Origin of the sequence: Streptomyces nogalater (assembly GCF_039532885.1) — a bacterium.
GTDB lineage: Bacteria > Actinomycetota > Actinomycetes > Streptomycetales > Streptomycetaceae > Streptomyces > Streptomyces nogalater.
Window position 1 is genome coordinate 21483 of sequence record NZ_BAAASM010000065.1, and the last position, 25941, is coordinate 47423.

At 70.4% G+C, this 25941-nt stretch carries 20 protein-coding genes and 3 pseudogenes; 15 read left to right on the forward strand and 8 right to left on the reverse strand.

The features are described 5' to 3' along the window. The first annotated feature begins 30 nt into the window (after window positions 1-30). The 7 genes from ABD350_RS32835 (at window position 31) to ABD350_RS32865 (ending at window position 10041) form a co-directional block, all read left to right on the forward strand. Window positions 31-1659: an NAD(P)-binding domain-containing protein gene (locus ABD350_RS32835; protein WP_344352610.1), complete on the forward strand. Its 1629-nt coding sequence runs from the start codon at window positions 31-33 to the stop codon at window positions 1657-1659. After that, window positions 1656-2768 carry an alpha-hydroxy acid oxidase gene (locus ABD350_RS32840; protein WP_344352612.1) on the forward strand — a complete coding sequence of 371 codons (1113 nt, stop codon included), beginning with the start codon at window positions 1656-1658 and terminating at the stop codon, window positions 2766-2768. The genes ABD350_RS32835 and ABD350_RS32840 overlap by 4 nt, the downstream gene beginning before the upstream one ends. Further along, window positions 2762-4222: a cytochrome P450 gene (locus ABD350_RS32845; RefSeq protein ID WP_344352614.1), complete on the forward strand. Its 1461-nt coding sequence runs from the start codon at window positions 2762-2764 to the stop codon at window positions 4220-4222. The genes ABD350_RS32840 and ABD350_RS32845 overlap by 7 nt, the downstream gene beginning before the upstream one ends. Window positions 4223-4268: 46 nt before the next feature. Next, window positions 4269-5546: a cation:proton antiporter gene (locus ABD350_RS32850; RefSeq protein WP_344352615.1), complete on the forward strand. Its 1278-nt coding sequence runs from the start codon at window positions 4269-4271 to the stop codon at window positions 5544-5546. Between the two features lie 142 nt (window positions 5547-5688). Then, a complete protein-coding gene (locus ABD350_RS32855) occupies window positions 5689-6561 on the forward strand; it encodes a PaaX family transcriptional regulator (RefSeq protein ID WP_344352617.1) in 873 nt (290 codons plus the stop codon). A 410-nt stretch (window positions 6562-6971) separates the two neighbouring features. After that, on the forward strand, window positions 6972-8354 hold the full coding sequence (locus ABD350_RS32860) for an alpha/beta hydrolase (RefSeq protein WP_344352619.1): 1383 nt from the start codon (window positions 6972-6974) through the stop codon (window positions 8352-8354). Between the two features lie 79 nt (window positions 8355-8433). Then, the gene (locus ABD350_RS32865; RefSeq protein WP_344352621.1) at window positions 8434-10041 is read left to right on the forward strand and encodes an MFS transporter; all 1608 of its coding nucleotides are present in this window, start codon (window positions 8434-8436) and stop codon (window positions 10039-10041) included. A gap of 126 nt (window positions 10042-10167) precedes the next feature. On the opposite strand, the pseudogene ABD350_RS38090 reads toward ABD350_RS32865, so the two are convergent. Together ABD350_RS38090 and ABD350_RS32870 are read right to left on the reverse strand one after the other, a co-directional pair. Then, window positions 10168-10356: pseudogene (locus tag ABD350_RS38090) on the reverse strand (alkyl sulfatase C-terminal domain-containing protein); the annotation flags it as partial. A 25-nt stretch (window positions 10357-10381) separates the two neighbouring features. Continuing rightward, on the reverse strand, window positions 10382-10861 hold the full coding sequence (locus ABD350_RS32870; protein WP_344352622.1) for a hypothetical protein: 480 nt from the start codon (window positions 10859-10861) through the stop codon (window positions 10382-10384). A 287-nt stretch (window positions 10862-11148) separates the two neighbouring features. On the opposite strand from ABD350_RS32870, the gene ABD350_RS32875 reads away from it, so the two are divergent. Then, a complete protein-coding gene (locus tag ABD350_RS32875; protein WP_344352623.1) occupies window positions 11149-12108 on the forward strand; it encodes a D-2-hydroxyacid dehydrogenase family protein in 960 nt (319 codons plus the stop codon). A gap of 422 nt (window positions 12109-12530) precedes the next feature. On the opposite strand, the gene ABD350_RS32880 is transcribed toward ABD350_RS32875, so the two are convergent. Then, complete coding sequence (locus ABD350_RS32880) at window positions 12531-13952, reverse strand: FAD/NAD(P)-binding protein (protein WP_344352625.1); 1422 nt, start codon at window positions 13950-13952, stop codon at window positions 12531-12533. Window positions 13953-13968: 16 nt separating this feature from the next. Next, on the reverse strand, window positions 13969-15192 hold the full coding sequence (locus ABD350_RS32885) for an ATP-grasp domain-containing protein (RefSeq protein ID WP_344352626.1): 1224 nt from the start codon (window positions 15190-15192) through the stop codon (window positions 13969-13971). Window positions 15193-15464: 272 nt separating this feature from the next. On the opposite strand from ABD350_RS32885, the gene ABD350_RS32890 reads away from it, so the two are divergent. Both ABD350_RS32890 and ABD350_RS32895 read left to right on the forward strand, forming a co-directional pair. After that, window positions 15465-16442, forward strand: coding sequence for a phenylacetaldoxime dehydratase family protein (locus tag ABD350_RS32890; protein ID WP_344352627.1), 978 nt, complete (start codon window positions 15465-15467; stop codon window positions 16440-16442). After that, window positions 16435-17307 (forward strand): class II aldolase/adducin family protein, encoded by an 873-nt coding sequence (locus ABD350_RS32895; protein WP_344352629.1) that lies wholly within the window; start codon window positions 16435-16437, stop codon window positions 17305-17307. The genes ABD350_RS32890 and ABD350_RS32895 overlap by 8 nt, the downstream gene beginning before the upstream one ends. Before the next feature lie 96 nt (window positions 17308-17403). Here ABD350_RS32895 and ABD350_RS32900 read toward each other — a convergent pair. Next, window positions 17404-17573, reverse strand: a pseudogene (locus ABD350_RS32900) (transposase family protein); the annotation flags it as partial. 763 nt (window positions 17574-18336) lie between these two features. Here ABD350_RS32900 and ABD350_RS32905 point away from each other — a divergent pair. The 3 genes from ABD350_RS32905 to ABD350_RS32915 all read left to right on the forward strand — a co-directional run bounded on the left by ABD350_RS32905 (window position 18337) and on the right by ABD350_RS32915 (window position 21822). Further along, window positions 18337-19899: an MFS transporter gene (locus tag ABD350_RS32905; RefSeq protein WP_344352631.1), complete on the forward strand. Its 1563-nt coding sequence runs from the start codon at window positions 18337-18339 to the stop codon at window positions 19897-19899. 129 nt (window positions 19900-20028) lie between these two features. Continuing rightward, window positions 20029-20853: a phytanoyl-CoA dioxygenase family protein gene (locus tag ABD350_RS32910; RefSeq protein ID WP_344352632.1), complete on the forward strand. Its 825-nt coding sequence runs from the start codon at window positions 20029-20031 to the stop codon at window positions 20851-20853. A 102-nt stretch (window positions 20854-20955) separates the two neighbouring features. Continuing rightward, on the forward strand, window positions 20956-21822 hold the full coding sequence (locus ABD350_RS32915; protein WP_344352634.1) for an AraC family transcriptional regulator: 867 nt from the start codon (window positions 20956-20958) through the stop codon (window positions 21820-21822). 253 nt (window positions 21823-22075) lie between these two features. Here ABD350_RS32915 and ABD350_RS38095 read toward each other — a convergent pair. The 3 genes and pseudogenes from ABD350_RS38095 to ABD350_RS32925 all read right to left on the reverse strand — a co-directional run. Further along, a pseudogene (locus ABD350_RS38095) lies at window positions 22076-22205 on the reverse strand (MFS transporter); the annotation flags it as partial. A gap of 97 nt (window positions 22206-22302) precedes the next feature. Further along, complete coding sequence (locus ABD350_RS32920) at window positions 22303-22494, reverse strand: cyclophilin-like fold protein (protein ID WP_344352636.1); 192 nt, start codon at window positions 22492-22494, stop codon at window positions 22303-22305. A gap of 17 nt (window positions 22495-22511) precedes the next feature. Then, a complete protein-coding gene (locus tag ABD350_RS32925; protein ID WP_344352638.1) occupies window positions 22512-23225 on the reverse strand; it encodes an SDR family NAD(P)-dependent oxidoreductase in 714 nt (237 codons plus the stop codon). A 437-nt stretch (window positions 23226-23662) separates the two neighbouring features. On the opposite strand from ABD350_RS32925, the gene ABD350_RS32930 reads away from it, so the two are divergent. Together ABD350_RS32930 and ABD350_RS32935 are read left to right on the forward strand one after the other, a co-directional pair. Next, entirely contained in the window at window positions 23663-24274 is a 612-nt protein-coding gene (locus ABD350_RS32930; protein WP_344352660.1) for a flavodoxin family protein, read from the forward strand. A gap of 45 nt (window positions 24275-24319) precedes the next feature. Continuing rightward, window positions 24320-25774: an amidase gene (locus tag ABD350_RS32935; protein ID WP_344352639.1), complete on the forward strand. Its 1455-nt coding sequence runs from the start codon at window positions 24320-24322 to the stop codon at window positions 25772-25774. Window positions 25775-25941: the final 167 nt, after the last annotated feature.

A 25941-nucleotide genomic window follows, 5' to 3' on the forward strand; every position in this document is an offset into this window, starting at 1 on the left:
TCCCGCCCCCACGGAAGGCAGGAGAAGGCCATGTCTGATTTAGGACAGGTTGACTATCTCGTCATCGGCGGCGGCCCTGCGGGCCTCCAGGCCGGGTACTTCCTCCAGAAAAGCGGCAGAGATTACCTCATCGTGGAAGAGAGCGACTCTCCGGGCGCTTTCTTCACCCGTTTCCCCAGACACCGGACGCTCATTTCCTCCAATAAGGTGCACACCGGTTGGAGCGACCCCGAGTTGCGTCTGCGCGTCGACTGGAACTCCTTGCTCTCGGACGAGGGCCCGCTGTTCACCGCGTACTCCCCGCGCTATTTCCCCCCGGCCGACGACATGGTCCGCTACCTGGGGGACTTCGCGCGGACGCACGAGTTGCGCATCCGCCTCAACACCCGTATCACCGGCATCTCCCGGACGGGTGGCGGCGGCCTCTTCGCGGCGACCGACGAGCATGGCAACGTTGTCCGGGCCCGGCGGGTCATCGTCGCCACCGGTGTCTCGCGGCCGTACGTGCCGCCCATCGAGGGCGCCGAGGAGGCCGAGCACTACGACCAGGTGTCCGTCGATCCGGCCGAATTCACCGACAAGCGGGTACTGATCATCGGGCGGGGTAATTCCGCCTTCGAGACCGCCGACCATCTCATCGAGACCGCCGCCGTCATCCACGTCGCCGGACCCGGCTCGCTCAAGCTCGCCTGGCGGACGCATTTCGTCGGGCATCTCCGGGCCGTGAACAACAACTTCCTGGACACCTACCAGCTCAAGTCCCAGAACGCCGTACTGGACGGCGACATTCTCCGCATAGCCCGGAAGCCCGACGGCACTTATGTCGTGAGTGTAAAATTCTCACGCGTCGCGGAAGTGGTGAAGGACATCCCGTACGACCGGGTCATCCTGGCCACCGGATTCCGCTTCGACGCCTCCATCTTCGACGACGACTGCCGTCCCGACCTCGTCATCAAGGACCGATTCCCGCGGCTCACCGACGCCTGGGAATCCGTGAACGTGCCCGATCTGTACTTCGCCGGCACCATCACCCAGTCCCTGGACTTCAAGAAGTCGACCAGCGGCTTCATCCACGGTTTCCGGTACGGCGTGAAGGCGTTGCACCGCATCCTCGAACACCGCTACCACGGCCGGGAATGGCCGCACACCGTCCTGCCCGCCGCCGCCGGTCCCGTGACCGACGCGGTCATCGAGCGGGTCAACCGCACCTCCGCCCTGTGGCAGCTGTTCGGGTTCCTCGGCGACGCGGTGCTGGTCGGCACCGACGGCCGGGTGCGCCACTGCGAGGAGATCCCGGTGGCACACCTCCACCGGGCCGCCGCCGAGGGCCGGTTCGGCGATCTGTCCTCCTACTTCACCGTCACGCTGGAGTACGGCGCCGACCACGACCGGGTCGACCCCTTCGACATCACGGTCGGCAGGACGCCCCAGCAGGACACCAGCGGCCTCGACGCGCGCTACCTGCACCCCGTGGTACGGCAGTTCCTGCCCGACGGCACCGGCAAGCCGGTCGCCGAGCACCATGTCACGGAGAACCTGGAGAACGAGTGGGACAACCCCGACGTCCACGTCGGCCCGCTGCGCTCCTTCCTCGCCTCCCGGCTGTCCGCCGGGGACGGTCTCCCGGCCGGCGGGGACATCGCCGCGCCCCGGGCATGACCGGCTCGCACGCCGGCCCGCCGCACGAGCCGGCCGCGGCGGCACGCGAGAGACTCGGCCCCGAGCACTACGACTACTTCGCCGGCGGCGCGGGCGAGGAGACGGCGCTCAGGGAGAACGAGGAGGCCTTCGGCCGGCTGGCCCTGCTTCCCCGGGTGCTGCGCGGCGGTACCGTCCGCGACACCCGGGTGAGCGTGCTGGGCCGGGACTGGCCGGCGCCGCTGTTCGTCTCGCCCACCGCCTTCCACCGCCTCGCCCACCCCGACGGCGAACGGGCCACCGCCCGCGCCGCCGCCGCGACCGGCATCCCGCTGGTCACCGGCGTGGCCGCCACCACCGCCGTCGCGGACGTCGCCGCCGCGGCCCGGGAGGCGGACCCGGAGGCCGTGGTCTGGTTCCAGCTGTATCCGCAACCGGAGCACGAGGTCAGCGCCGAGCTGGTGCTCCGGGCCGAGCGGGCGGGCTGCTCCGCCCTCGTCGTCACCGTCGACTCCCCCGTCTTCGGCACACGCACCCGGGACCTGCGCAACGGTTTCCACGACCTGCCGCCCGGTCTCGCGGCCGAGAACATGCGGGACCTGCCCGGTGCGGCACCCGGCGCCACCCGCGACATCGCCATGTGCCCGGCCGGCTGGGACGACCTGGCGCGGCTGCGCGAACTGACCGATCTGCCGCTCGTCCTCAAGGGCGTGCTGCACCCCGAGGACGCGCGGATCGCCGTCGAGCGGGGCGTGGACGCGCTGATCGTGTCCAACCACGGGGGACGGCAGCTCGACGCCGCTGCGGCATCGGTCGAGGCGCTGCCGGCCGTGGCCGAGGCCGTCGCCGGGCGGGTGCCCGTCCTCATGGACGGAGGAGTGCGCCGGGGCGGCGACATCGCCGTGGCCCTCGCCCTCGGAGCGCGGGCCGTCGGTGTGGGCCGGCCCGTGCTGTGGGCGCTGGCCACGGGCGGCGAGGACGGCGTACGGGAGGCGCTGACGGCCCTGCGCGAGGACTTCGACCAGGTGCTCGCCCTCTGCGGCGGGCACCGGCCCCGGGACCTCACGGCCGACCAGGTGACACCGCGCGGTCTTCCGTACCGGCCCATGAGAGGAGAACGCGCATGGTGAGCAGGACAACGGCGGTGACACTCGCGGCGGGCGGCGCGCTGCTGCTGTCGTCCCCGGCCTGGCTGCCCGGCAAGGTCGTCGCCCTGCGCACGAAGGTCTTCGCCCGCGTCAACGGCGACGAGGGCATGCTCCTGCCCAACGCCACGTTCGGCCCCGACCGTTTCGAGGAGATCTACGGCCATCCGGCCGCCGGGGGCCGCAGCAAAGGCGCGGCGCTGTCCGACCTGTTCTGGTACTGGCTCGCGCCCGGCGCCGACGTCCACCAGGAGCACCTGGAGGCCGGGCCCCGTTACGACGAGGTCGCCCGCCGGACGCTCGCCCTCCTGTCCGGGCCGTCGGCGGAGCTGTACGAAGCCGCCGCACGGCACACCCGGCGGGCCCTGGAGGCGGCGGCCACCGGTGGCGTGCGCGCGGTACGGCTGCGCGATCTGATGATGCCGGTGTGGGCCGAGTTCTTCTACGGCCTGGTCTTCCAGGAGCCCTGCCCGGCCGAGGCCCGGCGGCTGATCGTCGCCCACGCCGAGGATGTCGTCAACGCCCTCAAATGCACCCGCCCACGCCACATGCGCCGCAGAAACCGGCTCACCCGCTACCTTCTGCGCCGCCTGGCGGCCGGGGACGTGCCGCACGCGCTGCCCGCCGGCCTGACCCGCCGTCAGCAGGCGTACTACCTCCAGGGCACCTTCTTCAACACCGCCGTCGTGCAGATGTCGGAGGCGATGGCCCACCTCCTGCTGGCCCTGGCCCGGCATCCGCAGGTGCAGGAACGGGTGGCGGCCACCCCCGACGACGACCGCTACCTGACCCAGGTCATGAACGAGACCTTCCGTCTCTACCCGCTGTTCGGGGTGGCCCACCGGATCACCACCGCGGACATCGCCCTCGACGGCCTGCCCACGATCCCGGCGGGCTCCGTCCTGACCTTCAGCTACCCCGACTACCACGCCACCGGCTATTCCCACCCCGAACGCTTCGACCCCGGGCGCTGGGCGACGCTCTCCGCGAAGAACGCCCACCACATCCCCTTCGGCGTCGCCGCCAACCGGCCCTGCCCCGCCTGGCGCCTCGCACCCGTCGTCATGCGGGCCGCGACCCGCGAGGTGCTGGCCCGGTACGTGCTCGACTCCCCCGTCAGCCACACCCGCTCCATCCCGCACCGCGCTCCTTGTCTGTTGCTGCCCCGGGACCGGCCGGTCCCGGACCGTCTGCGACGCCTCCTGCGCACGGCACTGGCCGTCCGCGACCGCGCCGAGGACGTCGGACGCAGCCTGCTGCAACTGCTCTTCGGCACCTGGATGGTGCTCGACGCCCGCCGCACCAGGCCCGCCGCGACGTACTTCGCCCGGCACGACACCGAGGGCCGCCCACTGGACGGGACGCACGTCTCGCCCGGCCGCACAGCGGGACCCGAAGGGACCACGGGCACCTGCCCGCGCACCGGCCACAGCTCCTGACAGGGGCAACACCCCCCACACACGTCTCCTCACCAAGGAGTCACCGTTGTCGACCACCGAGATGGGCCCGGCTTTCTTCCTCGCCGTGGCCGTCATCCTCACCGCATGCCGCCTCGTCAGCCGGCTCCTGCGCCCGCTCGGCCAGCCACCCGTCGTCGGCGAGATGGTCGCCGGCGTGGCCCTCGGCCCCTCCGTGCTCGGCCTCCTCTCGCCCGGCCTGGAGAAGGCCGTGTTCCCGGACGAGATACGTCCCGTGCTGTACGTGGCGGGGCAGGTCGGCCTCGTCGTGTTCATGTTCCTGTCGGGATACGAGTTCCGTACCGACCGGCTGCGGTCGGTGGGCCGTACGGCGGTGCCCGTCTCGGCGGCCGGCATCGTCGTGCCGCTCCTGCTGGGCACCGCACTGGCCTGGTCGGCGCACGACGCGGTGGACCTCTACCCGGACGGGATCCCGCCCTCGGTGGGCGCGCTGTTCGTCGGTGTCACCGTGGCGATCACGGCCTTCCCGATGATGGCCCGGATCATCACCGAACGGGGCCTGACCAACACCCGCTTCGGCGCGGTCTCCCTGGCCGCGGGCGCGCTGGACGACGCCGTGGCGTGGGTCCTGCTGGCCGGGGTGCTCAGCATGGCGGGCAGCGGTGCGGACACCTTCCTGCGCGCGGTCGTCGGCACGGCCGGGCTCGCCGTGTTCCTCGGGTTCTTCGTCCGCGTGCGGCCCGGCGCCCTCGAACGGGCCCGGCGGCTGACCGGGGAACAGATGCTGCTGATCACCGTGCTGCTGCTGTTCCTCGCCGCGTGGTACACCGACCGCATCGGCCTGTACGCCGTGTTCGGCGCCTTCAGCCTCGGTGTCGCCTTCCCCCGTGACCCGGTGGTGACCCGGGCGGTGGAGGCCGTCGCGCCGGTGAGCCGGATCGTGTTCCTGCCCCTGTTCTTCGCCTACTCCGGCCTCAACACGGACTTCACGCTGCTGTCCGACGGCCGGCTGCTGCTGTTCACGGTGGCCTGTGTGGTGGTGGCGATCATCAGCAAGTTCGGTGCCTGCTGGGCCACGGCGCGTCTGCTGGGCGAGCCGCAGACCGTCGCCGTCCGCGTCGGCACGCTGATGAACGCACGCGGCCTGATGCAGCTCATCGCCATCAACGTGGGCCTGTCCGCGGGCATCGCCTCCCCCGCGCTCTTCGGCGTCCTCGTGATCGTCGCCCTGGTGACCACGGTGATGACGGCCCCGCTGCTGGCCCTACTGGACCACCGGGACCGGAACCGGCGCCCCGAGGAGGCTCCCTTGGCCGGGACGACGCCGGCTCCCGGAGAACCATGAGGTCGTCCGCGGCCATACGGCCTCGGTGTTCTCCTTCACCGTGCGCCCGACGGCTCGGCCTCCACGTCACACTCGGACGGTAGGCGTTTCGATAACTGCCGTCAATACTGTGCCGAACTCCCCGCCCCCTACACTGACCCGCGTGACCGGGACAGACACCACGCCTTCGACGGGCCGGGAGGAAGCAGCCGCTGCGGCCGCGCGGCCGCAGACGCTGATGCTGAGCTTCCTGGGCCTGTACGTCCTGGAGCACGGCGGGGCCGTCTACTCGGGCAGCGTCATCGACGTGTTCGCGCGCGTCGGGGTCTCCGAGGACGCGGTGCGCTCCACGCTGACCCGGATGGTCAAACGCGATCTGCTGGCCCGTCACCGCCGCGGCCGCAAGATGTACTTCGGGCTCACCGCGCGCTCCACCGAGGTGCTGCGCGACGGTCACGACCGCATCTGGGGCGCGGGCGCCGTCAATCGCGACTGGGACGGCACCTGGACCCTGGTCGGCTTCTCGCTGCCCGAGGCCTGGCGCAGCCGGCGCCACGAGCTGCGCTCACGCCTGGTGTGGGCCGGCTTCGGCCCCCTGCAGAACGGCCTGTGGATCGCACCGGGCGACCCGGACGTCCCCGCCGTCGTCGCCGGACTCGGCCTGGAGGACCACCTCAACGTGCTGCGCGGACACGCGGCCGAACCGACCGAGGCCGCCCAGCTGCTGCACCGGGCCTTCGACACGGCCGGCATCGCCGGGCGCTACCGCGCCTTCCTCGACCAGTGGGACCGCCCCGACCCCCTGCCGTCCGCCCCGGACGACCTCGCCCGGCAGCTCCTGCTGCACACCGACTGGCTGCAGGCCGTCCGCTCCGATCCGCGCCTGCCCGCGGAGCACCTTCCCGCGGACTGGCCCGCCATCCGCGCCGAGCACGTCTTCCGCACCCTGTCCGCCCGGTACGACGCCCCGGCCAGGCAACTGGCCGACACGGTACTGGACACCATCCCGGCGGAGCCGACGGCCGAGCAGGACTGAGCGGGACGGGTCACGGCACGAGACGCCCACGGGTCGCCGCGACGCGGCCACGGGCGGTCGTACGTCCGGAGCAGGCAAACGTTCGTCACTTCATTGACCGCCGTCCGCAATCAGCCCTATATTCGGCGCACCCGCCGCCGGCACCGGGGCGCGTGGAACTCTTCCGCCACGCCGTCCGCCTGCCCGGTCGGCGGCTCACGGACAACCAGCACGGCCGGTACAGCCCGCCGAACAGCACGCCGAGGCACCCTTCGGCGGGTCGCTCTCTCGCCCCGCATGTCCTTCGTACGCCTTCACCGCACAGACACGCCCCTTCCGTTCGGCAACGCCTTCCGCGCAGACACGCCCCCTCCGCCGTACAGCCCCCTCCGCCGTACAGCTCCATTCGCCGTACAGAGATGAGCCCGCACATGTCCAAGTTCGCGCTCGGCGCGGCCGCGCTGGCCGCCACCCTCGCTCTCGCCACAGCAGCTCCCGCCGCCGCGCAGAGCGGCACCCCGCGGACCATCGCACCGGCCGCCGCCACCACGCGCCACCTGAGCGGGCGCCTCCCGGACGGCGCGAGCTGGATCGCCGACCTGCCCGCCCACTGGAACGGCACCCTGCTGCTGTTCAGCCACGGCTACGGCCCCACCACCGCCCAGGACGCCCCCTCCCCCGCCGCCGGCCAGGCCCTCCTGGCCGAGGGCTACGCGCTGGCCGGCTCCTCCTACGACCCGAACGGCCCCTGGTGGGCGCTGGAGAGCGCCGAACGCGACCAGCTCGCCACCCTGGAGGCGTTCGCCGCCGCCGCGGGCCGCCCCGCCCGCACCCTGTCCGTCGGTCAGTCCATGGGCGGTCTGGTCAACGCCCAGCTCGCGCGGGACGCGGGCGGCCGCATCGACGGCGCCCTGGGACTGTGCGGACTGGTCGCCGGCGCCGTCGACCTGGACAACTACCAGCTGGACGCCGAGTACACCATCGCCTCCCTGCTCGCCCCGGACGAACACCTGAAGCTGGTGGACTTCGCCAGTCAGGACGCGGCCGCCGCGACCGCGGCCCGGCTCACCGCCGCCGTGGAACGTGCCCAGGCCACGCCCGCGGGCCGGGCGCGGATCGCGCTCGCCGCCGCGTACCTCAACCTGCCCGACTGGGCCCCGGGACAGAATCCGCCCGCGCCCGGCGACGCCGAAGGACAGCAGGCCCAGCAGTACGCCTGGTTCGCCCAGGGCGTGCTGTCCTTCATCGGGTCCGCGCGCTACTCCGTCGAGCAGTCGGCGGGCGGCAACACCTCCTGGAACGCGGGCGTCGACTACGCCGGCCTGCTGCGCTCCTCCGAGCACGCCGACCAGGTCCGGGCGCTGTACCGGACGGCGGGCCTGGACCTGCGCGCCGACCTCGCCACCCTGACCCACGGCGCCCGGGTGCACGCCGACCCACGGGCGGTGCGCCGCCTTCAGCGCACCTCCACCGCCGGGCAGGGCCTGGCCATGCCGCTGCTGAACCTGCACACCACCGCCGACCAGCTGGTCCCCGTGCAGCAGGAGAACGCGTTCGCCTCCCGGGTCCGGGCCGCCGGTGACGGCGCCCTGCTGCGCCAGGCCTATGTAGCCCGCCAGGGTCACTGCGACTTCACCGCGGCCGAGATCGTCGCGGGCGTGCACGCCCTGGAGCACCGGGTGGCCACCGGCCACTGGGACGGCGGCACCACTCCGGCGGCCCTGCAGCGCGCCGCGCAGGCGCTCGACCTCGGCGGCGCGGCCTTCGTCCCCTACCGGCCCACGCGCCTCGTCGTCGGCCGCCGCCACGCCTGATCCGACGTTCCCCTCCCACCGCCACGCCTGATCAGACGTTCCCCCCTCCCTCCGCCGGACTCCCACCCCTGGACCCGCCATGTCGCCGACCGACCCTCTCCCCTCCGCGCACCCCGTCGGCACCGCGCCGAGTCGGCTGCCGCTCGGCACCCTCGTCGCCGGCTGTCTCGCGGTCTGCCTCGCCCAGGTCGCCCTCGCCGTGCCCGCCACCCTCAACGGCCTCTTCCAGGAGGATCTGCGTCCGGTCGGCTCCCAACTGACCTGGATCTCCGACGCGTTCCTGCTTCCGGTGACCGTGCTGGAACTCACCTTCGGTGTCCTGGGCGACCTGTTCGGACGCAAGCGGCTGCTCGTGGGCGGCTCCGTCCTGGTCGCCGTGGGCGAGGCCGTCTCCGCCGTGAGCGACGGCGTCCACCTGCTGTGGGCCGGGCAGGTGGTCTCCGGCCTCGGTGCGGCGGCGCTCTTCCCGACCTCGCTGGCGATGATCGCGGCGGGCACGCACAGCCACCGGGACCGGGCGCGTGGCATCACCGTGTGGGCGGCCGCCCTGTCCACCGGCGGGTTCGTCGCCCCCGTCATCGGCGGCGTCACGGGCAGCCACGGCTCCTGGCGTACGGCGCTCGTGGTGGTCGTGGTGATCGCCGTGGCCGGCACCGTGGTCAGCCTGCTGGGCGCCGAGGACTCCCGGGCGCCCGAGGGCCGCTCGCTGGACCTGGGCGGGCAGCTCACCGTCGGGATCGGCCTGTTCGCCCTGTTGTACGCGGTCATCCAGGGCCCCACGGACGGCTGGGGCTCGACCCCGGTCGTCGTCGCCTTCGTGGTCGCCGCGGTGTTCGTCGTGCTCTTCGTCATCGCCGAGCGGCGCGCCCGTTCCCCGCTGCTGCGCCTGGACCTGTTCGCCAACCGGGCGTTCGCGGTCGCCTCGGTCGTCGCGGTCGTCGGCATGTTCAGCTTCCTGGGCACCGCCTACGCCACCAGCATCCGGCTGGGACCCGTGCAGCACCAGAGTCCACTGCGTACCTCCGTGGCCTTCCTGCTGCTCAACGGTCTGACCCTGGTCCTGGCCCCGCTCACCTCGCGGCTGCTGGAGCGGGTCAGCGGGCGGTGGATCCTCACCGGGGGCCTGGCGCTGATGGCCGCGGGTGACTTCCTCGCCGCGGCCCTCCCGGTGGAGAACCGGGCGCTGACAGCCCTGGTGCTGCCGCTCGGGCTGGTCGGTGCCGGGTTCGCGTTCACCGTCTCCTCGATCACCGCGACCGCCGTGAACACGGTCCCGGTGCACTACGCCGGCATGGCGAGTGCCTCCACCAGTCTGCTGCGCGACTTCGGGTTCACCCTGGGCCCGGCGGTCATCGGCGCCGCCGCCCTCAGCCGCGCGGGTTCGCTGTTCGGCTCCGACCTGCGCCACTCCGCGCTGAGCCCGCAGGTGAAGGCGGCCGCCGCCGAGGTCGCCGCGGAAGGCGGCCCGCTGGCCGTCAACTCCGTCCCGGCCACCTCACCTGCGGGCGGCGCCGCGCCGCTGGCGCTGCAAGCGCTCGGCCAGGGGTACGCGCTGGGCTTCACGATCTGCGGGGCGGCGGCGCTGGTCTCCTGCCTGCTGGCCCTGACGGCCCTGCGTCGTACGGGCAACACCCCGCACACCGGCACGGCCGCGCCCACGACCCCCCAGACGGCGACGACCGCCTGAGCACGTCGGACCGTGGACCGTCGGGGTGGGGCACGGAGGAACCGATGCTCGCCGCCGGCTTCTCCGGGGCGGGGAGCAGGCGCCGCCTCGTCGTCCGGCCCTTCGCCTCGGCGGCCCGTCCGTGGCTCACGGTGTGACGATGGCGAAGTCCGGGCCGGGGGCGGCGAGGTGGCCGAGCAGGTCGGTCAGCCGGCCGATGTCCCCGGTGACCGTGACGGTGTCCCGGGCCGCCAGTTCGGCCGGGGTGAGGGTGCCGAGCAGGACGGCCCACAGGTCGCTCTCGGTGAGGGCGATCTCGGTGTCCGGTTCGGCCGCGTCCGGGCTCGTGCCCCTGACTGCCCTACGGCTGCCGGCCGGCCTCCTCGGGTCTCTCCCCGCGGTTCAGCTTCCGCAGCGTCTCCCTGCTCCAGCCGGAGATGCGGGCCAGGTCCGACTGACGGACGCCACCTATGGCCGCGTCGCGCAGTGAGGACTGGAGTGCCTCCGTCGCCTCCTCCAGGCGGGCCAGGGCCTCGCGACGGCGGCCGGCGTCCCTGCGCACCTTCTGTTCCAGGACGCTGCGCAGGGAGAACACCGCGGGCCGGCCGCCGGCTCCCTGCACCCGGACGAGGACGCGCAGGCCGGGGGCGTCCGGGGCGACCAGGGCCGCCACCGTCTGCCGGTGATGGGCCATGTAGCGGTCGAAGGCCTGCACGGCGGCGTCGGCGGCGTGGTACCCGTAGAACCAGCTTGGAGTGACGGCCTGCGTGCACCAGTCGTCGGCGCCCCCACGCTGCACCTCGACGGCGAACACCATCCGTTGCGGACGCGCCTCTTCCATGGCTCCCCCTCCGGAAGTCACCTTGTCCCACCATGGATCACGAGCTACCGCCCGACCAGCGACCGCCCGGCCCGGAGAACAGACCGGGCCGCCCAGTGTTTCCGCTGGTCAGCAGGGGCCTTACCAGGATCCCTCACTTCAGCGAAACGTGCTACTGTCCGAACATCAACAAGCGTCCGTGGCAGTGGAGTTGACGACCGGGCCCGCGCGCCGGCGAAGGGGCCCCACGGCACGGGTGTTCCGGTGATCGCTAGAGTCGGCGGCAGGAGAGAAGGGGAGGACACGCCGTGCGGCTTCGTTGCCTGGTGCTGGACGACTTCCAGGGGGTGGCCACCGAGGTGGCCGACTGGTCGGTGCTCGGGAGCCGGGTAGAGGTCGTCGCGCTGCGCGAGCACCTCCACGACGAGGACGCCCTCGCCGCCGCCCTCGCCGACTACGACATCGTCGTCACCCTGCGCGAACGCGTCCCTTTCCCCGGCTCCCTGATCTCCCGCCTCCCCCGGCTGAAGCTCCTCATCGCCTCCGGGATGCGCAACAGCGTCATCGACTACGCCGCGGCCGAGGCGCACGGCGTCACCGTGTGCGGTACGGAGAGTTCGGGCACCCCGCCGGTCGAGCTGACCTGGGCGCTTCTGCTCGGTCTCGCCCGGGGCATCGTCCAGGAGAACAATGCCCTGCGCACGGGCGGCCCCTGGCAATCAACCGTCGGCGCCGATCTGCACGGCCGCCGGCTGGGGCTGCTCGGGCTGGGCAGGATCGGCAGCCGGGTGGCACGGGTCGGCCTCGCCTTCGGGATGCGGGTCTGCGCGTGGAGCCGGAACCTCACCGAGGAGCGAGCCGGGGAGGTGGGCGTGGAACTGGCCGGTTCCAAGGAGGAACTGCTCGCCGAGAGCGACTTCGTCTCCGTTCACCTGGCTCTCGGGGAGCGCACCCGCGGCCTCGTCGGGGCCGCCGAACTCGCCCTGATGAAGCCGACCGCCTATCTGGTCAACACCTCCCGCGCGGCCATCGTCGACCAGGACGCGCTGCTGGCCGCGCTGCACGAGGGCCGGATCGCCGGTGCCGGCGTCGATGTCTTCGGCATCGAGCCGCTGCCCGCCGGCCACCCGATGCGCACCGCGCCCCGCCTCCTGGCCACACCCCACCTCGGCTACGTCTCCCGGGCCAACTACGCGACGTACTACGGCCAGGCCGTGGAGAACATCCAGGCCTACCTCGCGGGCTCCCCGATACGACGCCTGCCCTGAAACCCGCTTAGCCGTTTGGGCAAGGTATCCGCAGGGTGGTGGGCTGACGCCTGAACGGCAGGCGTTTGGTGATGCCTCGCCGGAACCGGCCTCACCTTGGCGACATCACACCAACAAGCTCAGTAACCCATGGGTACGGCTGTAAGAGAGTGGCCCGTCTCCTCCTGTTACGGGCGGGGGAGACGGGTCACTCGACGTACCGGTTCCAGGTCGGAGAAGGCCGGTCTCATTCCTCACGGCCACGATGAACTCGCTGAACACATCGGCGGTGAACAACGGCGCGGGTCCTTCAGGGTTCTTGGATTGCCTTGCGCTGACAGGACCGCGAGGCTCTGGCGTCCCTTGCACCACAGCGCCCTGGGCAGGCCACAGGTACCAGCGCCGACTGACCCCCTGCAGCGGCTGCCCGTCGACCGGCGGCCTCATGCCGGGAACGCCCGCAACTGGCGCACCACACGGGAGATCTGAGGGACGACGGCGACCACCCCGTGCACGAGTGGCACCCGGGTCGCGGAGCACTGTCCTACCGCGAACACGCGCTCGTCCGCGTCCCGACCGAGGTCCACACGCAGATCGGCTGACACTGCGGTCGGCGTTCCCCGTCGGCGTTCTCCCAGGAGGAGTCTGCCGCCCGAACACCGCATGGAGGGCGGACGGTAACCGGTGGCATAGACGACGGCGTCGAAGTGATCACATGAGCCGTCCTGCCACTTCATGGCCCACCGGTCACCCCTTCGGGTCAGCTCGGATGGCCGCCGCCCGCGCACCTCAAGGCGCCCGGCGTCCGCCAGAGACAGGAGCTTTTTCGCGTTGTCCACCGGCATGGCCGAGATGTACCGGTCGAGGACGCCTTCCACGATGGCCCAGAAGTCCTGCCACACCGCCGGTGGCTGCCGGCGCAACCACTCATTGGTCAGCGCGATGAATTCGACGGTCAGTTCCTGCCAGAGGTTGTGCCCTTCCTCCGCGATGGTGATCTCCGCACGCAGGCGTTCCACCGGGTCATCCGCCAGGGACAGCTGGTCACGCAGGTGGGGACGGCCGTGACCGGCCAGGCAACGGACCAGGCCGGCGACGAACCGGTCGGCCTGTGCCGCGTCCGTCGTCTCCACCCAGGGGTGTCCCGCCAGAGCCGCGAGTGATCCGCAGTCCGAGGGGTCCGGGTACATCCGGGTCCTCACGGAGGGCAGAGTGCCCGACGGTGAGGCTACCTGGACACGGCAGCCGGAACGGCCGAGCATGATCACCGCGTCGACCGCGGACAGCCTGCTTCCCAGGACCAGGACACATGCGTCGCGGGACAAGGCGGCCGCCGAACCCAGGGCCGAGGCCGGCACCACCCCCGAGTAACACCGGAACGGCCGGACGACCGGTGGGGTCCACGCGTCCACTCCCATGCAGAGCATCACGGCGTCGGCCGGCCATTCGGCCCCGCTCTCGGTACGCAGGGTGTAACCCGGCCCCGCGCCCGCCACGGAGACCACCTTGTCCCGGTGGTGCCGGAGCCGTACGCCGAGTGCCGATGCTTCCGAGCGTATGCCCAGGTACCGGTCCCGGCAGTACTGTGCGAACAGGTACCGCGGTACGCAGTCACTCGGCGCGACGGGCATGCCGAGTCCGTGCAGATAGTCGACGAAGTCATCGGGGCATTCGGTGATCAGCGACATGCTGTCGGCCGAGGTGTTGCACAAGAGCGCCGGGTCCGTCGAGGAGAAGGCGTCCCCGTGACCGATCGCGCCTGGTTGGAAGACGTCGATGCGCTGGGCGACGCCGGACCGGACCAGGTTGACCACAGCTGATGTACCGGTCGCACCGGCTCCCACCACGGCGACATTGCGGAGCACAGCCGGTGCCTGCGGATCACACCGCGGCGATGTCGAAAAGCGCGCCCGCGTCCTCCATGCTCACCAGAACGGCGAGGGACTTCCGGACCACGGGCTCGTCCTCGTGGACGAAGTACACGATACCCGTGCTTCCCGTGGTGAGAGCGTGGTCCTTGATGGTGGTCCCGACTTCGGGCAGGGACGTGACGCTGTGAAAACCCGGCAGGCGGCGGACGGCTTCCAGCCCCGGGATGCCACGCAGAACACCGGAACCGAAACTGCGCAGGAACGCCTTCCCCATCACGTTCGGCGGGGTGTACCCCACAGGCAGACGCCGCCGGAAGTCGGCGGGAGCGAGCAGGCTCTCGACCAGGAGGTGCTGCTGGCTCGATCCGAAAGCCTTGAAGTAGGGATCCGGGTCAAGAGTCGGCCCGAGGATCCGGGCGTTCACCTCGATGATCCGGGGCCCGGCCTGCGTGAGACGCACGTCCGTGTTGGCCGCGCCGCGCCGGATCCCGAGAGCGTCCAAGCACGCGTATACGTAGGCGAGGACACGGTGTTCCTCGGGCCCGAGACGGTGGCAACTGATCGTGTAGCGCCGGGTCGGCGTGCCGCCGCGTTCGTCGACACAGCTGCGCGACAGCTCGTAGAGACAGTGCTGTCCGTCCAAGCTCACTGTGGCGACGAGGTACTGGGAACCGGGAAGATACTCCTGCACGAGCACTGCCTCGTTGACCGTGCCGAGCAGGTTGGAGCGATGGTGGATGGCCCTGAAATGCTCGGCGGCCTCCTGTTCCGTACGGCAGATCCTGCACCCGTCGCTCCCGGAACTGCCGGGGGGCTTGGCGACAACCGGCAGTCCCACGTGATCGAGGGCGCCAGGCAGGTCTTCCCTGGCGGTTACGAGGGCCTGACGTGGCACCTCGATGCCGGCGTCATCCAGAGCTTTCACCATCCGCGCCTTGTCACACCGTGCCGAGGCCGTCGCATCGTCGTTGCGTGGAAGGTCCAGGTGCTCGGCGAGACGGTGGGCGAGGTCGACGCCGGCCTCGCTCCCGGGAACGACGTGTCGTACACGCAGGTCGCGCAACAGGCGGGCGGTGCTGTGCACGTCCCGGTGGATCACACGCCGACCGGGGCCTCCGTCCTCGGCCGCCGCGGCGAAGTGCCCGTCGTAGACGAGCAGACACTCCTCGCCGCGCTCCCGGAAGGCCGCCGACAGGAAAACGCCGCTCGACACAGGGTTCACGAGGGCAATCATCAGCGTGCCTCCTCCCATCGATGTCCGCCTGAACCAGCTGCCCGCACCCGAGTCGGAGTCCGGCCCGACGAGCGCACCCCCCTCAGACTATTCCCGCACCCGGTAAGACGCGATCGGGAAAAGATCGATAAAACCGTCTGGACCGACGCCGGCCCAGAAAATGCAGGATCATTAAAACGAACTAGAATGGATCGTCGAGATCCTTCCAGTTCCTCGATCCCTCCCGCTCCTGGTTGAATTTCTTACGAAGTCCCGCGCAAAGTGATGCAGTCATGGCGAAACGTTCCTCTGTCCCCGCCCGGCACGCTCCTCGCTTTCCCGCGTTCACCGGGGTTTTTCCGCCGGGATGCACGGCCTACGTGATGGGTCAGTACGGTGTGCAGTCCGCTGCTGATGCGACGCATGAGACGGCAGCGGCGGAAATGCGTGAGAGGTTCCGGTCCGCCAGCCGACCGGATGTCGTCGATCGGGGTTCGTTCACGGATTCTTCGGGACTGACGAACACCGTGTGGTTCGCCTACTGGCTTGAGCCGGCCCGTCACCGCTCGTGGGTCGCCGAGGGACAACGCTCGGCTCCCTTCCAGGAAGCAGGCTGGTGGTGGGAAGAGGCACTGATTCCCGTCGAAGCCACCGAAACCCTGCACACCCACCGGCAGGATCAGTACCCCACGAGCGGCCTGGCGGAAATCCTCGACCAGGAACCGACCGAACTGCACGACTACTGGGGATCCGCGCGCGACCGCATGCGGAACTCCTCCGCTCCGCCGACCCGTGGTGCCGCGCTCGAGATCCACGACAGCACCGTGGATGTGGTCGTGGAAGGCGGCATCTGCCTGATCCGTACTGCCCAGGACTGGTCAGGAAGCAGTGTTTTCCGCCTGCCTTTCCTGCAAAAGGTTCAGCCGGTCAAAAAAAGAGGTGTCGCCTACCTCGGCGAGCACCCGGAAACCGGTTGCATATGCACGCGAGAGATATCCGAGCAGGATATGGATGGGCGTCTGCTGGACAGAGCGTGCACCGTGGCCTGGTTCGTATCGCTCGATCATCTTCTGTCGTGGACCCATTTTCACGAAACGCACCTGAGGATATACCGATCGTTCTTCTCCATGCTTCATGAGGAACAGAGTCCCCTGGACGTCGCTCTGTGGCACGAGGTCAGCGTGCTCCCACCAGGTTCCGTACGGGCCCGCTATGTCGGATGCCATCCGGACACCGGATTGCTGCCACTCGGCCTCTCCCGCCATGAATGAGACGGCCAGGTCCGCCGCCGCTTCATCTCCCGGGTCCTTGTCCAGCACCTGCCCCGCCCCGTCCAGTGAAAGGACCCAGCACGTGACGCGCCATGAATCCGACACCGGCCTGCCCATCCCCGACCCACCCGTCTTCGCCTCCCCCGCCAACGAACGCCGCCACCGCAAACAGCGTCTGACCGCGGCCCTGCGCCTCTTCGGCAAGTACGGGTACGGTGAAGGCATCTCCGGCCACATCTCCGTGCGTGATCCCGAACACCTTGATCACTTCTGGGTCAACCCCTTCGGTCTCTCCTTCAACCGCCTCCGCGTCGCCGACCTGATCTGCGTCGATGGCACCGGGACCGTGGTGGAGGGCCATCACCGCCTCAACACCAGCGCCTTCGTCGTCCACTCACCCATCCACGAACTGCGCCCCGATGTCACCGCCGCCGCCCACGGCCACACCGTGCACACCCGCGCATTGGGTTCCCTCGGCCAGCTCCTGACCCCCCTGGACCAGGAATCAGCCGCCTTCTACCAGCAGCAGGTCCTCTACGAGGACTACGAAGGCCCTTCCGTCACCGTGGCCCAGGGCCGTGACATGGCGCACAAGCTCGGCGACCACCGGGCCCTCCTCCTCAAGCACCATGGTCTCGTCACCGTCGGTGAATCGCTCGAAGAGGCCGTGCACTGGTTCTTCACCTACGAGACCTGTGCCCACATCCAACTCCTCGCATCGGCAGCCGGAACCCCTCAAACCCTCACCCACGAACAGGCCCTCGCCGCAGCGGAAGGCTTCGGTGCCCCCGAACTCGCCCGCTTCAGTTTCGAGCTCCTGTGGGAAGAAATCACCCACGAACACCCGGAACTGCTCGACGAGTGACGCCCGTAACACCGGCAAAAAGAGGCCTGTGAAACGACCGCGTTCCTCCTTGTCGTAGCCCTTGGTCAGCCCTGTACCGGGGTGGCGGGGCTGATGGGTGATGACGGTGATGCGGTTGGGACTGATCCCGGGATCTGCGGAAGGTCTGCCAGGACTTCAGCCGTGCCATGCCGCGTTCGACCGGACCCTCGCCGCGGCCAGGGCCCGGTGGCGGTGCGTTGGGTGAGGGTGAGTTCACCGCCCGGTGGGCGTTTGAGTCCGATGGTGGCCAGTGTCGGGGCCGGCACCCTGCCCTGGGCGCGTCGGGGCGGGTTCGGCATGGGATGTGGGAGGGCGTGATGGGTGTGGGCGAGCGGGAGTCGTGGACGACGGAGGCGTTCGGTGCTTCGCACCAGGGCGCGGTTGGTGTGCTGCCGGCCGACGGCAGCGTGCCGGACCCTGTCTTCATCGACGTGACCTCTGCGGGCGGCGGGCGGGAAGTATCGCACTGGAGCGTCTACGACGGGAGCGAGGGTCTCGTGCGGGCACCGCGGGCCGCCGCGCTGCGGGCTGTGTGCTCCTGCGGCTGGACCAGTCCGCCCCACACCCCTGCAGTGGGAGGAGTTCGGTGAGCAGGACCTGGTCCGAGCGGCCGGGGACGTGGCGGACACCTGTGCTATGGCGGTGACCTCTGTCGTGCCGTCGGCTGCTCGTTCCACTGTTGTGCTGACATGGGTCACGGTGCTGTTCGGGTTGGTGTTCCAAAAGTATGTTTCCGACGTGACGGTGTTGGGCGGTGTCAGAGCGATGAGTGCCGCCGGGACCGACCGAGGGCATGAAATTCGCTCGGTCGCAACCCTCCCGAAGTCATGAAATTCTTCACCGCGCAAATCCGCCAGAGGCACAAAATTGTTCCTTCGGCAAATCCACCGGAGGGCATATATTCCGTTCGGCCGCAACAGCCTTGCCGGAAGATTCTGAGCTTGACGGCGTCCTGGAGCTTTCTTATAGTCCAGTCGTCCAGCTCCCCCCATATATCCGAAGGTGTTCATGACCGCGCCTCCAGCCTTGCCGAAGTCCAGGCAGCGTTTGATTCTTGCCGTTCTTATGCTGTGTTCGCTGTTGATTTGGATAGACAATACCGTCCTGAGTACTGCGCTGGAGACCCTTGCGGACCCGGCGCGCGGACTGGGGGCGAATCCCGGTCAGCTGCAGTGGGCGACCGGTTCGTACACTCTGGCCTTCGCCACATTGATGTTCACCGCGGGCGCCTTGGGCGATCGATTCGGTCACCGGACTGTGTTCTCCAGTGGGCTGGTGATCTTCGCCGGGTCCTCGCTGTGGGCGGCGTACGCAGGTGACGCGGGCCAGCTGATTGCCGCCAGGGCTGCGATGGGGGTGGGCAGCGCGCTCATCACGCCCGCCATGATGGCCATCCTCGTGTGGACCTTTACCGGCCCGGCGCGGGCTGGCGCGATCGGCGTTTTCTCGACGTCGGCCGGTGTCGGAATGGCTGCCGGCCCGGTGCTGGCGGGATTCCTGCTCGATCATTTCTGGTGGGGCTCGGTCTTTCTGATCAATGTCCCGGTCGCGGCATTGGCGCTGCTCGGGCTCGCCGTGTTGGTTCCGAATTTCCGCAGCCCTGCTCTGCGGCCACTGGACCCCGCTGGAATGCTGCTGTCGATCAGCGGGCTCGTGGCGCTGGCCTACGGGCTTATCCGGGCGGGGCAGGTGGCGGTGTGGAGCCGTACCGACGTCTGGGCGCCGATCGTCGCCGGTCTGGTTCTGCTGGCCGTTTTCGTACTCGTCGAACTGCGTGTCAAGGTGCCCAGCTTCGATCCGCGGCTGCTCGCGCACCGCACCTTCGGCGGCGGCAACGCGGCCCTCGGGCTGCTGCTCTTCGGCGTCGCCGCCATCACCTTCTATAACGCCTTCTATCTGCAAGGTGCTCTCGGGTTTTCGCCGATGAAGGCGGGTTTGGCCAATATTCCGACCGCATTCGGCGCGCTCGCCGGGGCGCCCCTTGCCACGCGCCTGGTACGCCGCCTGTCCCTACGTGCCGTCGCTGTGCCGGCCCTGACCGTGGCCGCGCTGACCATGGGCGGGTACGGGTTCCTCGGCCTCCAGACCCCACTCGTCTGGATCGAGATCCTGTTGCTGGTGCAGGGCCTCTCGGTCGGCATCGTGATCGGCCCCGTCACGGCCGCGTTGATCAGCAACCTGCCGCTGGAACAGGCCGGTGCGGGATCGGCCGTCACCAACACCGTGCGACAGACCGGCAGTGTGATCGGAATCGCGGTAGGCGGCACGATCATGTCGATCGTGTACCGCCGTGCGATCGAACCTTCGCTGGACGGCGCACCCGGTCCGGTGCGGGACCAGGCGCGAGTCTCCGCCGAACAGGCCCGCCACGTCGCCACCGCCGCCCACCGGCCGGCTCTTGCCCAAGCCGCCGATAACGCGTTCGTCCACGCCATGCACGTCGGCGCGGGCTGGATCGCGGCCATCGCCCTCCTCGGAGCGGCTGTGTTGCTGATCACCTTGCCTGCTGCCGGAAAGGAGAAGCGTCCGGTGCCCGAGCCGGACTGTGAAGAGGCCCGCAGCTCCGTCTGAGAGCGTGAGGGCAGAACCCTTCGGCTCAGGCCCGGCCGGTTCCAGGATCCTGCGGTGGCGGCCGCACCCGACAAAGACGGTGCGGAGAATGTCGGGTGGTCGGGGCCGGTGCCGCCGCACGATGGGGGCATGGATGACACGACTCTGGTATCCCGCTTCCTCCGCGACGGTTTCGTCAAGCTGAAGGGCGCCGTCGCGCAGCGTGTGGCCATGGACTGCGCGCGGCTGCTGTGGCGGGAGGCGGGCTGCGACCCGGACGACCCGGCAACGTGGACGCAGCCCGTGCACTGGGTGCCCGGCATGGCGCAAGGGCCGTTCGCCGCCGCGCCCAACTCCCCCGCCCTGCACCGCGCGTACGACCTGCTCGTCGGCGCGGGACGCTGGGAGCCGCGCTACTCGCTGGGCACGTTCCCGCTGCGGTTCCCGCACGAGGAGGAGCCAGACGACGCGGGCTGGCACATCGAGGGGAGCTATCTGCCGGAGGGTGAGAGGTGGTACTTCACCAATCTGCGGTCCCGGGGCCGGGCGCTGCTGATGCTGTTCCTGTTCAGCGAGGTCGGTGAGGACGACGCCCCGACCCGGATCCGGGTCGGCTCCCACCTCGATGTGCCGAAAGTGCTGGAGAAGTACGGCGAAGAGGGGGCGAGCGGGCTGACACTCGCCCCCGATCTGGTGGCAGCGTCCGAGCACCGGCCAGTCGCCCTCGCCACCGGGTCCCCGGGTGACGTCTTCCTGTGCCATCCGTTCCTGGTGCACGCGGCGCAATCACACCATGGGGTCCGGCCGCGTTTCATGGCCCAGCCGCCGCTGATGCCGGCCGCTCCGTACGAACTTAAGCGGGCCGACGGCGCGTACTCGCCCGTGGAGATCGCGATCCGTCGGGGCCTGGGGCTCGCCACCCCGGGTCCGGACGGGGACGGCACCGGCCGTGGGCCGAGCGGCCAAGCCTCATGACACCATGCGGGACGAGATCACGGAAGCACCAGCGGCCCAGGTCAGGATGCGCCCCTCGGCATCGGGTACGGCGTGGTGGACGCCGGAGGAAGGAGACCGGGCATGCTGGAGCGGCTGAATCTTGCTCTGGAGCACATCGAGCGCCATCTCGACCGCGAGATCGAGGTGGAAGAGCTGGCACGCGTCGCGGCCACCTCGGAGTACCATCTGCGCCGGATCTTCTCCGCGCTCGCGGGCATACCGCTGTCGGAGTACATCCGGTGCCGCCGGCTCACCCTCGCGGCGGCCGAAGTCCTCGCGGGACGTGAGACGTTGCTGACGATCGCGGTGCGCTACGGCTACGGCTCCGGGGAGGCGTTCGCGCGGGCGTTCCGCGCCATGCACGGCATCGGGCCGGGCGAGGCACGCCGTACCGGCGCCGCGCTCGTCTCCCAGCCCAGGATGGCCTTCCGCCTCGCCATCGAGGGGCGCAGCACGATGCGCTACCGCGTCGTGGACAAGGCGGACTTCACCGTCGTCGGACTCAAGACCCGGGTACCGCTGGTGCACACCGGGCCCAACCGGGCGATCTCGGACTTCGTCCGGGGAATCGCCCCGCGGACCCTGACGCTCCTGGAGGAACTGTCGGACCAGGAGCCGCACGGCATCATCGCGGTCTGCGACGACCTGAGCCCCCACCGGGCCGAGAACACCGAACTCGACTACTACCACGGCGTGATCACCTCCGCGGCCGCGCCCGCGGGTACGACCACGCTCGACGTGCCGGCCGGCAGCTGGGCCGTCTTCACGGCCTCCGGACCGGTCCCACAGGCCATCCAAGAGCTGTGGCGGGACGTGTTCACCGAGTGGTTCCCGTCGAATCCGTACCGTAGCCGCCCCGGCCCCGAGATCCTGCGCACCCGCCTGTCGCCGGAGCGGACCGAGGCCGACGCCGAACTGTGGCTCCCGGTGGAACCCGAGCGCCGCTGACCGAAGCGGGCACTCCTCGGTGGACCTCCGCCTGCGCCGTACGGCCGCTGCTCTTAGGCACCTGCTCCCATGGTGATGTGGTGGCCGACGCGGCCTTCGCGTCCGGAGTGACAGCCGGCCCGCCTACCGCAGGGAGTGGAACCAGCGGACCACGGCGGCGGTTCCCGCCTGTTGGGAGCCCAGGTGCCGGGAGCCGCCGTAGTCGGGTGGCGACGACGAAGCCGACGGCCCAGAACATGCCGGTGGCCAGGGGTATGACGGGGCCGCCGACGATCATGCCGATCGCGAACGGTGATAAGCAGACCGGCATGGGAGACGCCGACGCCGAGGCCGGAGGCGATCTCCGGGAGGAGTCCGGCGATGACGAACTCGGTGGTTCCCATCAGGAACGTGCCGGCGGCGAGCACCCAGACGACGAAGGGCAGCTTGCCGGGGTTCCGAGGCGGTGGGCATGCGGGGGTCCTTGCCGGGTTTCGGGTTTCAGGCGGGTCGGTGCGCGGCGGTACGGGCCGGTCGGCGGACGGCTTCGATGGTCACCTCGGAGGAAGCGGCCAGCCGGTCGATGTCCCGGTCGTCGGCGAGGTGGCCGAGGATGACGATGCCGTCGGCGCAGGGGACATCGCGGTAGTACAGGACCAGTTGGCCCCCAGGGCGCGTAGGAGCCGAGGTCACCGTCTCGCGGGAACCGCTCAGCCGAGCGGAACGCCCGTGTGGCGCTCCAGAGCGGCGATGAGCCGGACCTGGAAACCCTCGTCGGCCGCTGCGGGGCGCGGGGGTTGTGGCTGCTGGTGGTACCGGTAGCCGCCGGTGTGCGGGGATACGTCGTGGTGCGTGGCGAGCCAGACCTGTGTGCGGTGACCGGCGGCCAGATCGTCCGGTGCGCCGGCACCGCCCATGCGGGTGGGGACCCACCCCGGATCGACTGCGTGACTGGCGGTCGCTTCCCAGCGGGAAGCGAAGGCGAGGGCGAGAGCGGTGACCCACAGCTTGCTGTCGTCGTGGGAAGCGGTGCCGCCGGTCAGCCCCCGCAGGTCGGTCGTGCCCGTCCGGTGCATGGAGCTGCTGAGGTAGACGAGGGTGCCCGGTTTCTCCATCAGGGCTTTGAGCACGTAGGGCGCGATGGTGTTGACGGTGACCGCTTCGGGCGGGCGCAGGACGCCGGCGTTGTGGATGACGGCATCGAAACGGCCGAACTCACCGGCCTGCCGGGCGACGCCGCGCATCTCCTCCGGGTCGGCCAGGTCCCCGGTGACGACGCCTTTCCACCGGGCGGTGCCGTCCGGGTCACGGAGACGGGCCGGGGCGCGGACGTGCACGACCACGTCGTGTCCCGCGTCGGCCAGCGCCCGCGCTGTGTTGCGCCCGAGCCCGCTGGATGCCCCGGTCACCAGGACCAATGCCATGTCAGTCGTCTCTCGTTCAGATGAGGGGGCACTGTGAAGCCCCGAAACGGCCGTCGCGACCGGCCCACGTCGGCCACTCCACAGGGATGTACGGCGAGTACACCCCTACCACGGCGGCCACCCCGCCTCCCTTTTTCGCACGGATCAGGAAAGGCCGCTTCCACCGGACCCGTCACGGCCCGTCCTCCCTCGCGCTGGCTGGAGGGAGGCGGGGTGTGAAGTCCCTTTGTCGAGCGCCTGCACCCCGCGGCCGGCCGTATCGCTTCTCGCGGAGAAACGTAGGAGAGGACCGGGTGCGGGGCACGGCGTGTCGACTGTCCGAAGCTGCTTGCCTTCCGGCTCGGCGCCTGGGTAGAGTTTCTGCCGTCAAAGCTTTCCAAGATGCTTTATAGGCAAGTAACTTGCCGCTCCAGGCGCTGCCGCACAAGGGGGACTTCATGCAGGCCAAGGTGGCTGTGGCGTACCACAGCGGTTACGGGCACACAGCGAAGCAGGCAGCTGCCGTTGCGGCCGGGGCGGAGAAGGTCCCGGACACCCAGGTCACGCTCGTCTCGCTCGCGGAGCTGACCGACGAGCTGTGGCAGACGTTGCAGGAGTCCGACGCGATCATCTTCGGGACGCCCACCTACATGGGCGGCAGCAGTGCCGTCTTCCGCGCCTTCATCGAGGCCACGAGCAAGGTCTGGGGAGACAACCTCCGCTGGAAGAACAAGATCGCCGGCGGCTTCACCAACAGCGGCAACATGTCCGGCGACAAGCTCAACACGCTGTTCGACATCGCTCTGTTCGCCGCCCAGCACGGCATGATCTGGGTCGGCCTCGCCGAGTACGGCGGCTGGAACACCTCGACGGGCAGTCCGGAGGACATCAACCGGCTCGGCAGCTGGCTCGGCGCCATGTCGCAGGCCAACAACGACGAGGGACCCGACGTCACGCCGGGCGCCGGCGACCTGCGGACCGCCGAGGCCCTGGGCCGTCGCATCGCCGAAACCACGCACGTCTTCCTGACCGGACGTCAGGCCGTGGCCTTCGAGGGCGCGTCCACCTGATCACCGGGCACGACACCGCAGTCAAGCATGTGGGGGGACATGGCGATGACTGACTGGCAGGAACTGGCATGGCTCGACGCGCACGCCCAAGCCGATCTGGTCCGCACGGGGCAGATCGGTGTGGAGGAACTGGTCGAGGCTGCGATCGGACGGATCGAGGCGGCGAACGCCACGGTCGGCGCGGTGGCCATCACCGACTACGAACGGGCCCGCAAGCAAGCCGGTGACCCGGAGTTCCGCAGAGCGCTCACCGGATCGGAGGCAACGGGGCCACTGGCCGGCGTGCCCTTCCTGCTCAAGGACCTGGGGGCAGCCTGCGCCGGACTGGAGGCCACGCAAGGGTCCGGTCTGCTGGCGGGCTCCGTCCCCGACCAGGACAGCACGCTGGTCGAGCGGTTCAAGGCCGGCCAACTGCTCATCCTCGGCCGGAGCAACTCGGCCGAGTTCGGTGTCCTGCCCACGACCGAACCCCGTCAGCACGGTCCGACGCGCAACCCGTGGGACCTCGGCAGATCCTCCGGCGGGTCCAGCGGCGGCGCCGCGGCGGCCGTTGCGGCAGGCCTCGTACCGGTCGCCCACGCCAACGACGCCGGAGGTTCCATCCGTATCCCGGCCGCGTGCTGCGGAGTCTTCGGCCTCAAACCCACCCGGGCCCGCACCCCGCTGGGCCCGCAGGTGGGAGACCTCATGAACGGGCTCGCCGCCGAGCATGTGGTCAGCCGCTCCGTACGGGACAGCGCGGCGGCCCTGGACCTGATCGCGGGTCCCGCCCCTGGCGATCCCTACCCGGCGCCACCGCCGCCCGGCCCGTTCCGCGACGCCGTCACCGAGCCCCCGCGCCGGCTGCGCATCGCCTTCACCACACGTGCCGGCACCGCCACCCTGCACGCCGCGTGTGCCGAGGCCGTCCTGGAGGCCGCCCGGCTCTGCGCGGACCTCGGACACACGGTCACCGAGGACGCGCCGGCCCCGGCGATGCCCGATGTCGCCGACGCGTTCCTCGACGTCTGGGCGGCCGGGGTATCCTCCGCGGTCACCGCCCAGAGCGCTGTGGCCGGACGTACCCCCACACCGGAAGCCGTCGAGGAACTCACCTGGTGGCTCTACGAGCGGGGCCGCTCCCTGTCGGGCGCGCACTACCTGCTCCAGATCGGCCATCTCCAGCGCACCGCGAGAGCCCTCGCCGCCTTCCACGACTCCTACGACGTGCTGATCTCGGCCGTCACGGCGTCCCCGCCACCGCCCCTCGGCTTCTGCGCGCACGGAAACCCCGAGCAGCAGCTCGCCCGGGCGCTGGCCTTCGCCCACGAAACACCACTGGCCAATCTGACCGGCCAGCCGGCCATGTCCGTACCGCTGCACCACGACGCGGCGGGGCTGCCCGTCGGCGTGCAGTTCACCGGCCGGTACGGGGACGAGCACACCCTGCTCGCCCTCGCGGCCCAGCTGGAACAGGCCCGGCCCTGGGCCCGGCGGAGGCCACCTCTCACCCACCGCTGACGGGTCTCTGCGCAAACGCCCCGTGCCCTGAGCCGGGCCGCGCGCCCTCGCACACACCGTGCTCCGACCGGCGACGGTGACCCACGCCGGCATGCTCCGTGTCGACATCAGTCTCGTGAGAGCTGCTCGCGCCCCTCACGGGTGCGGTACAGCCGTTCGCCGCCCCA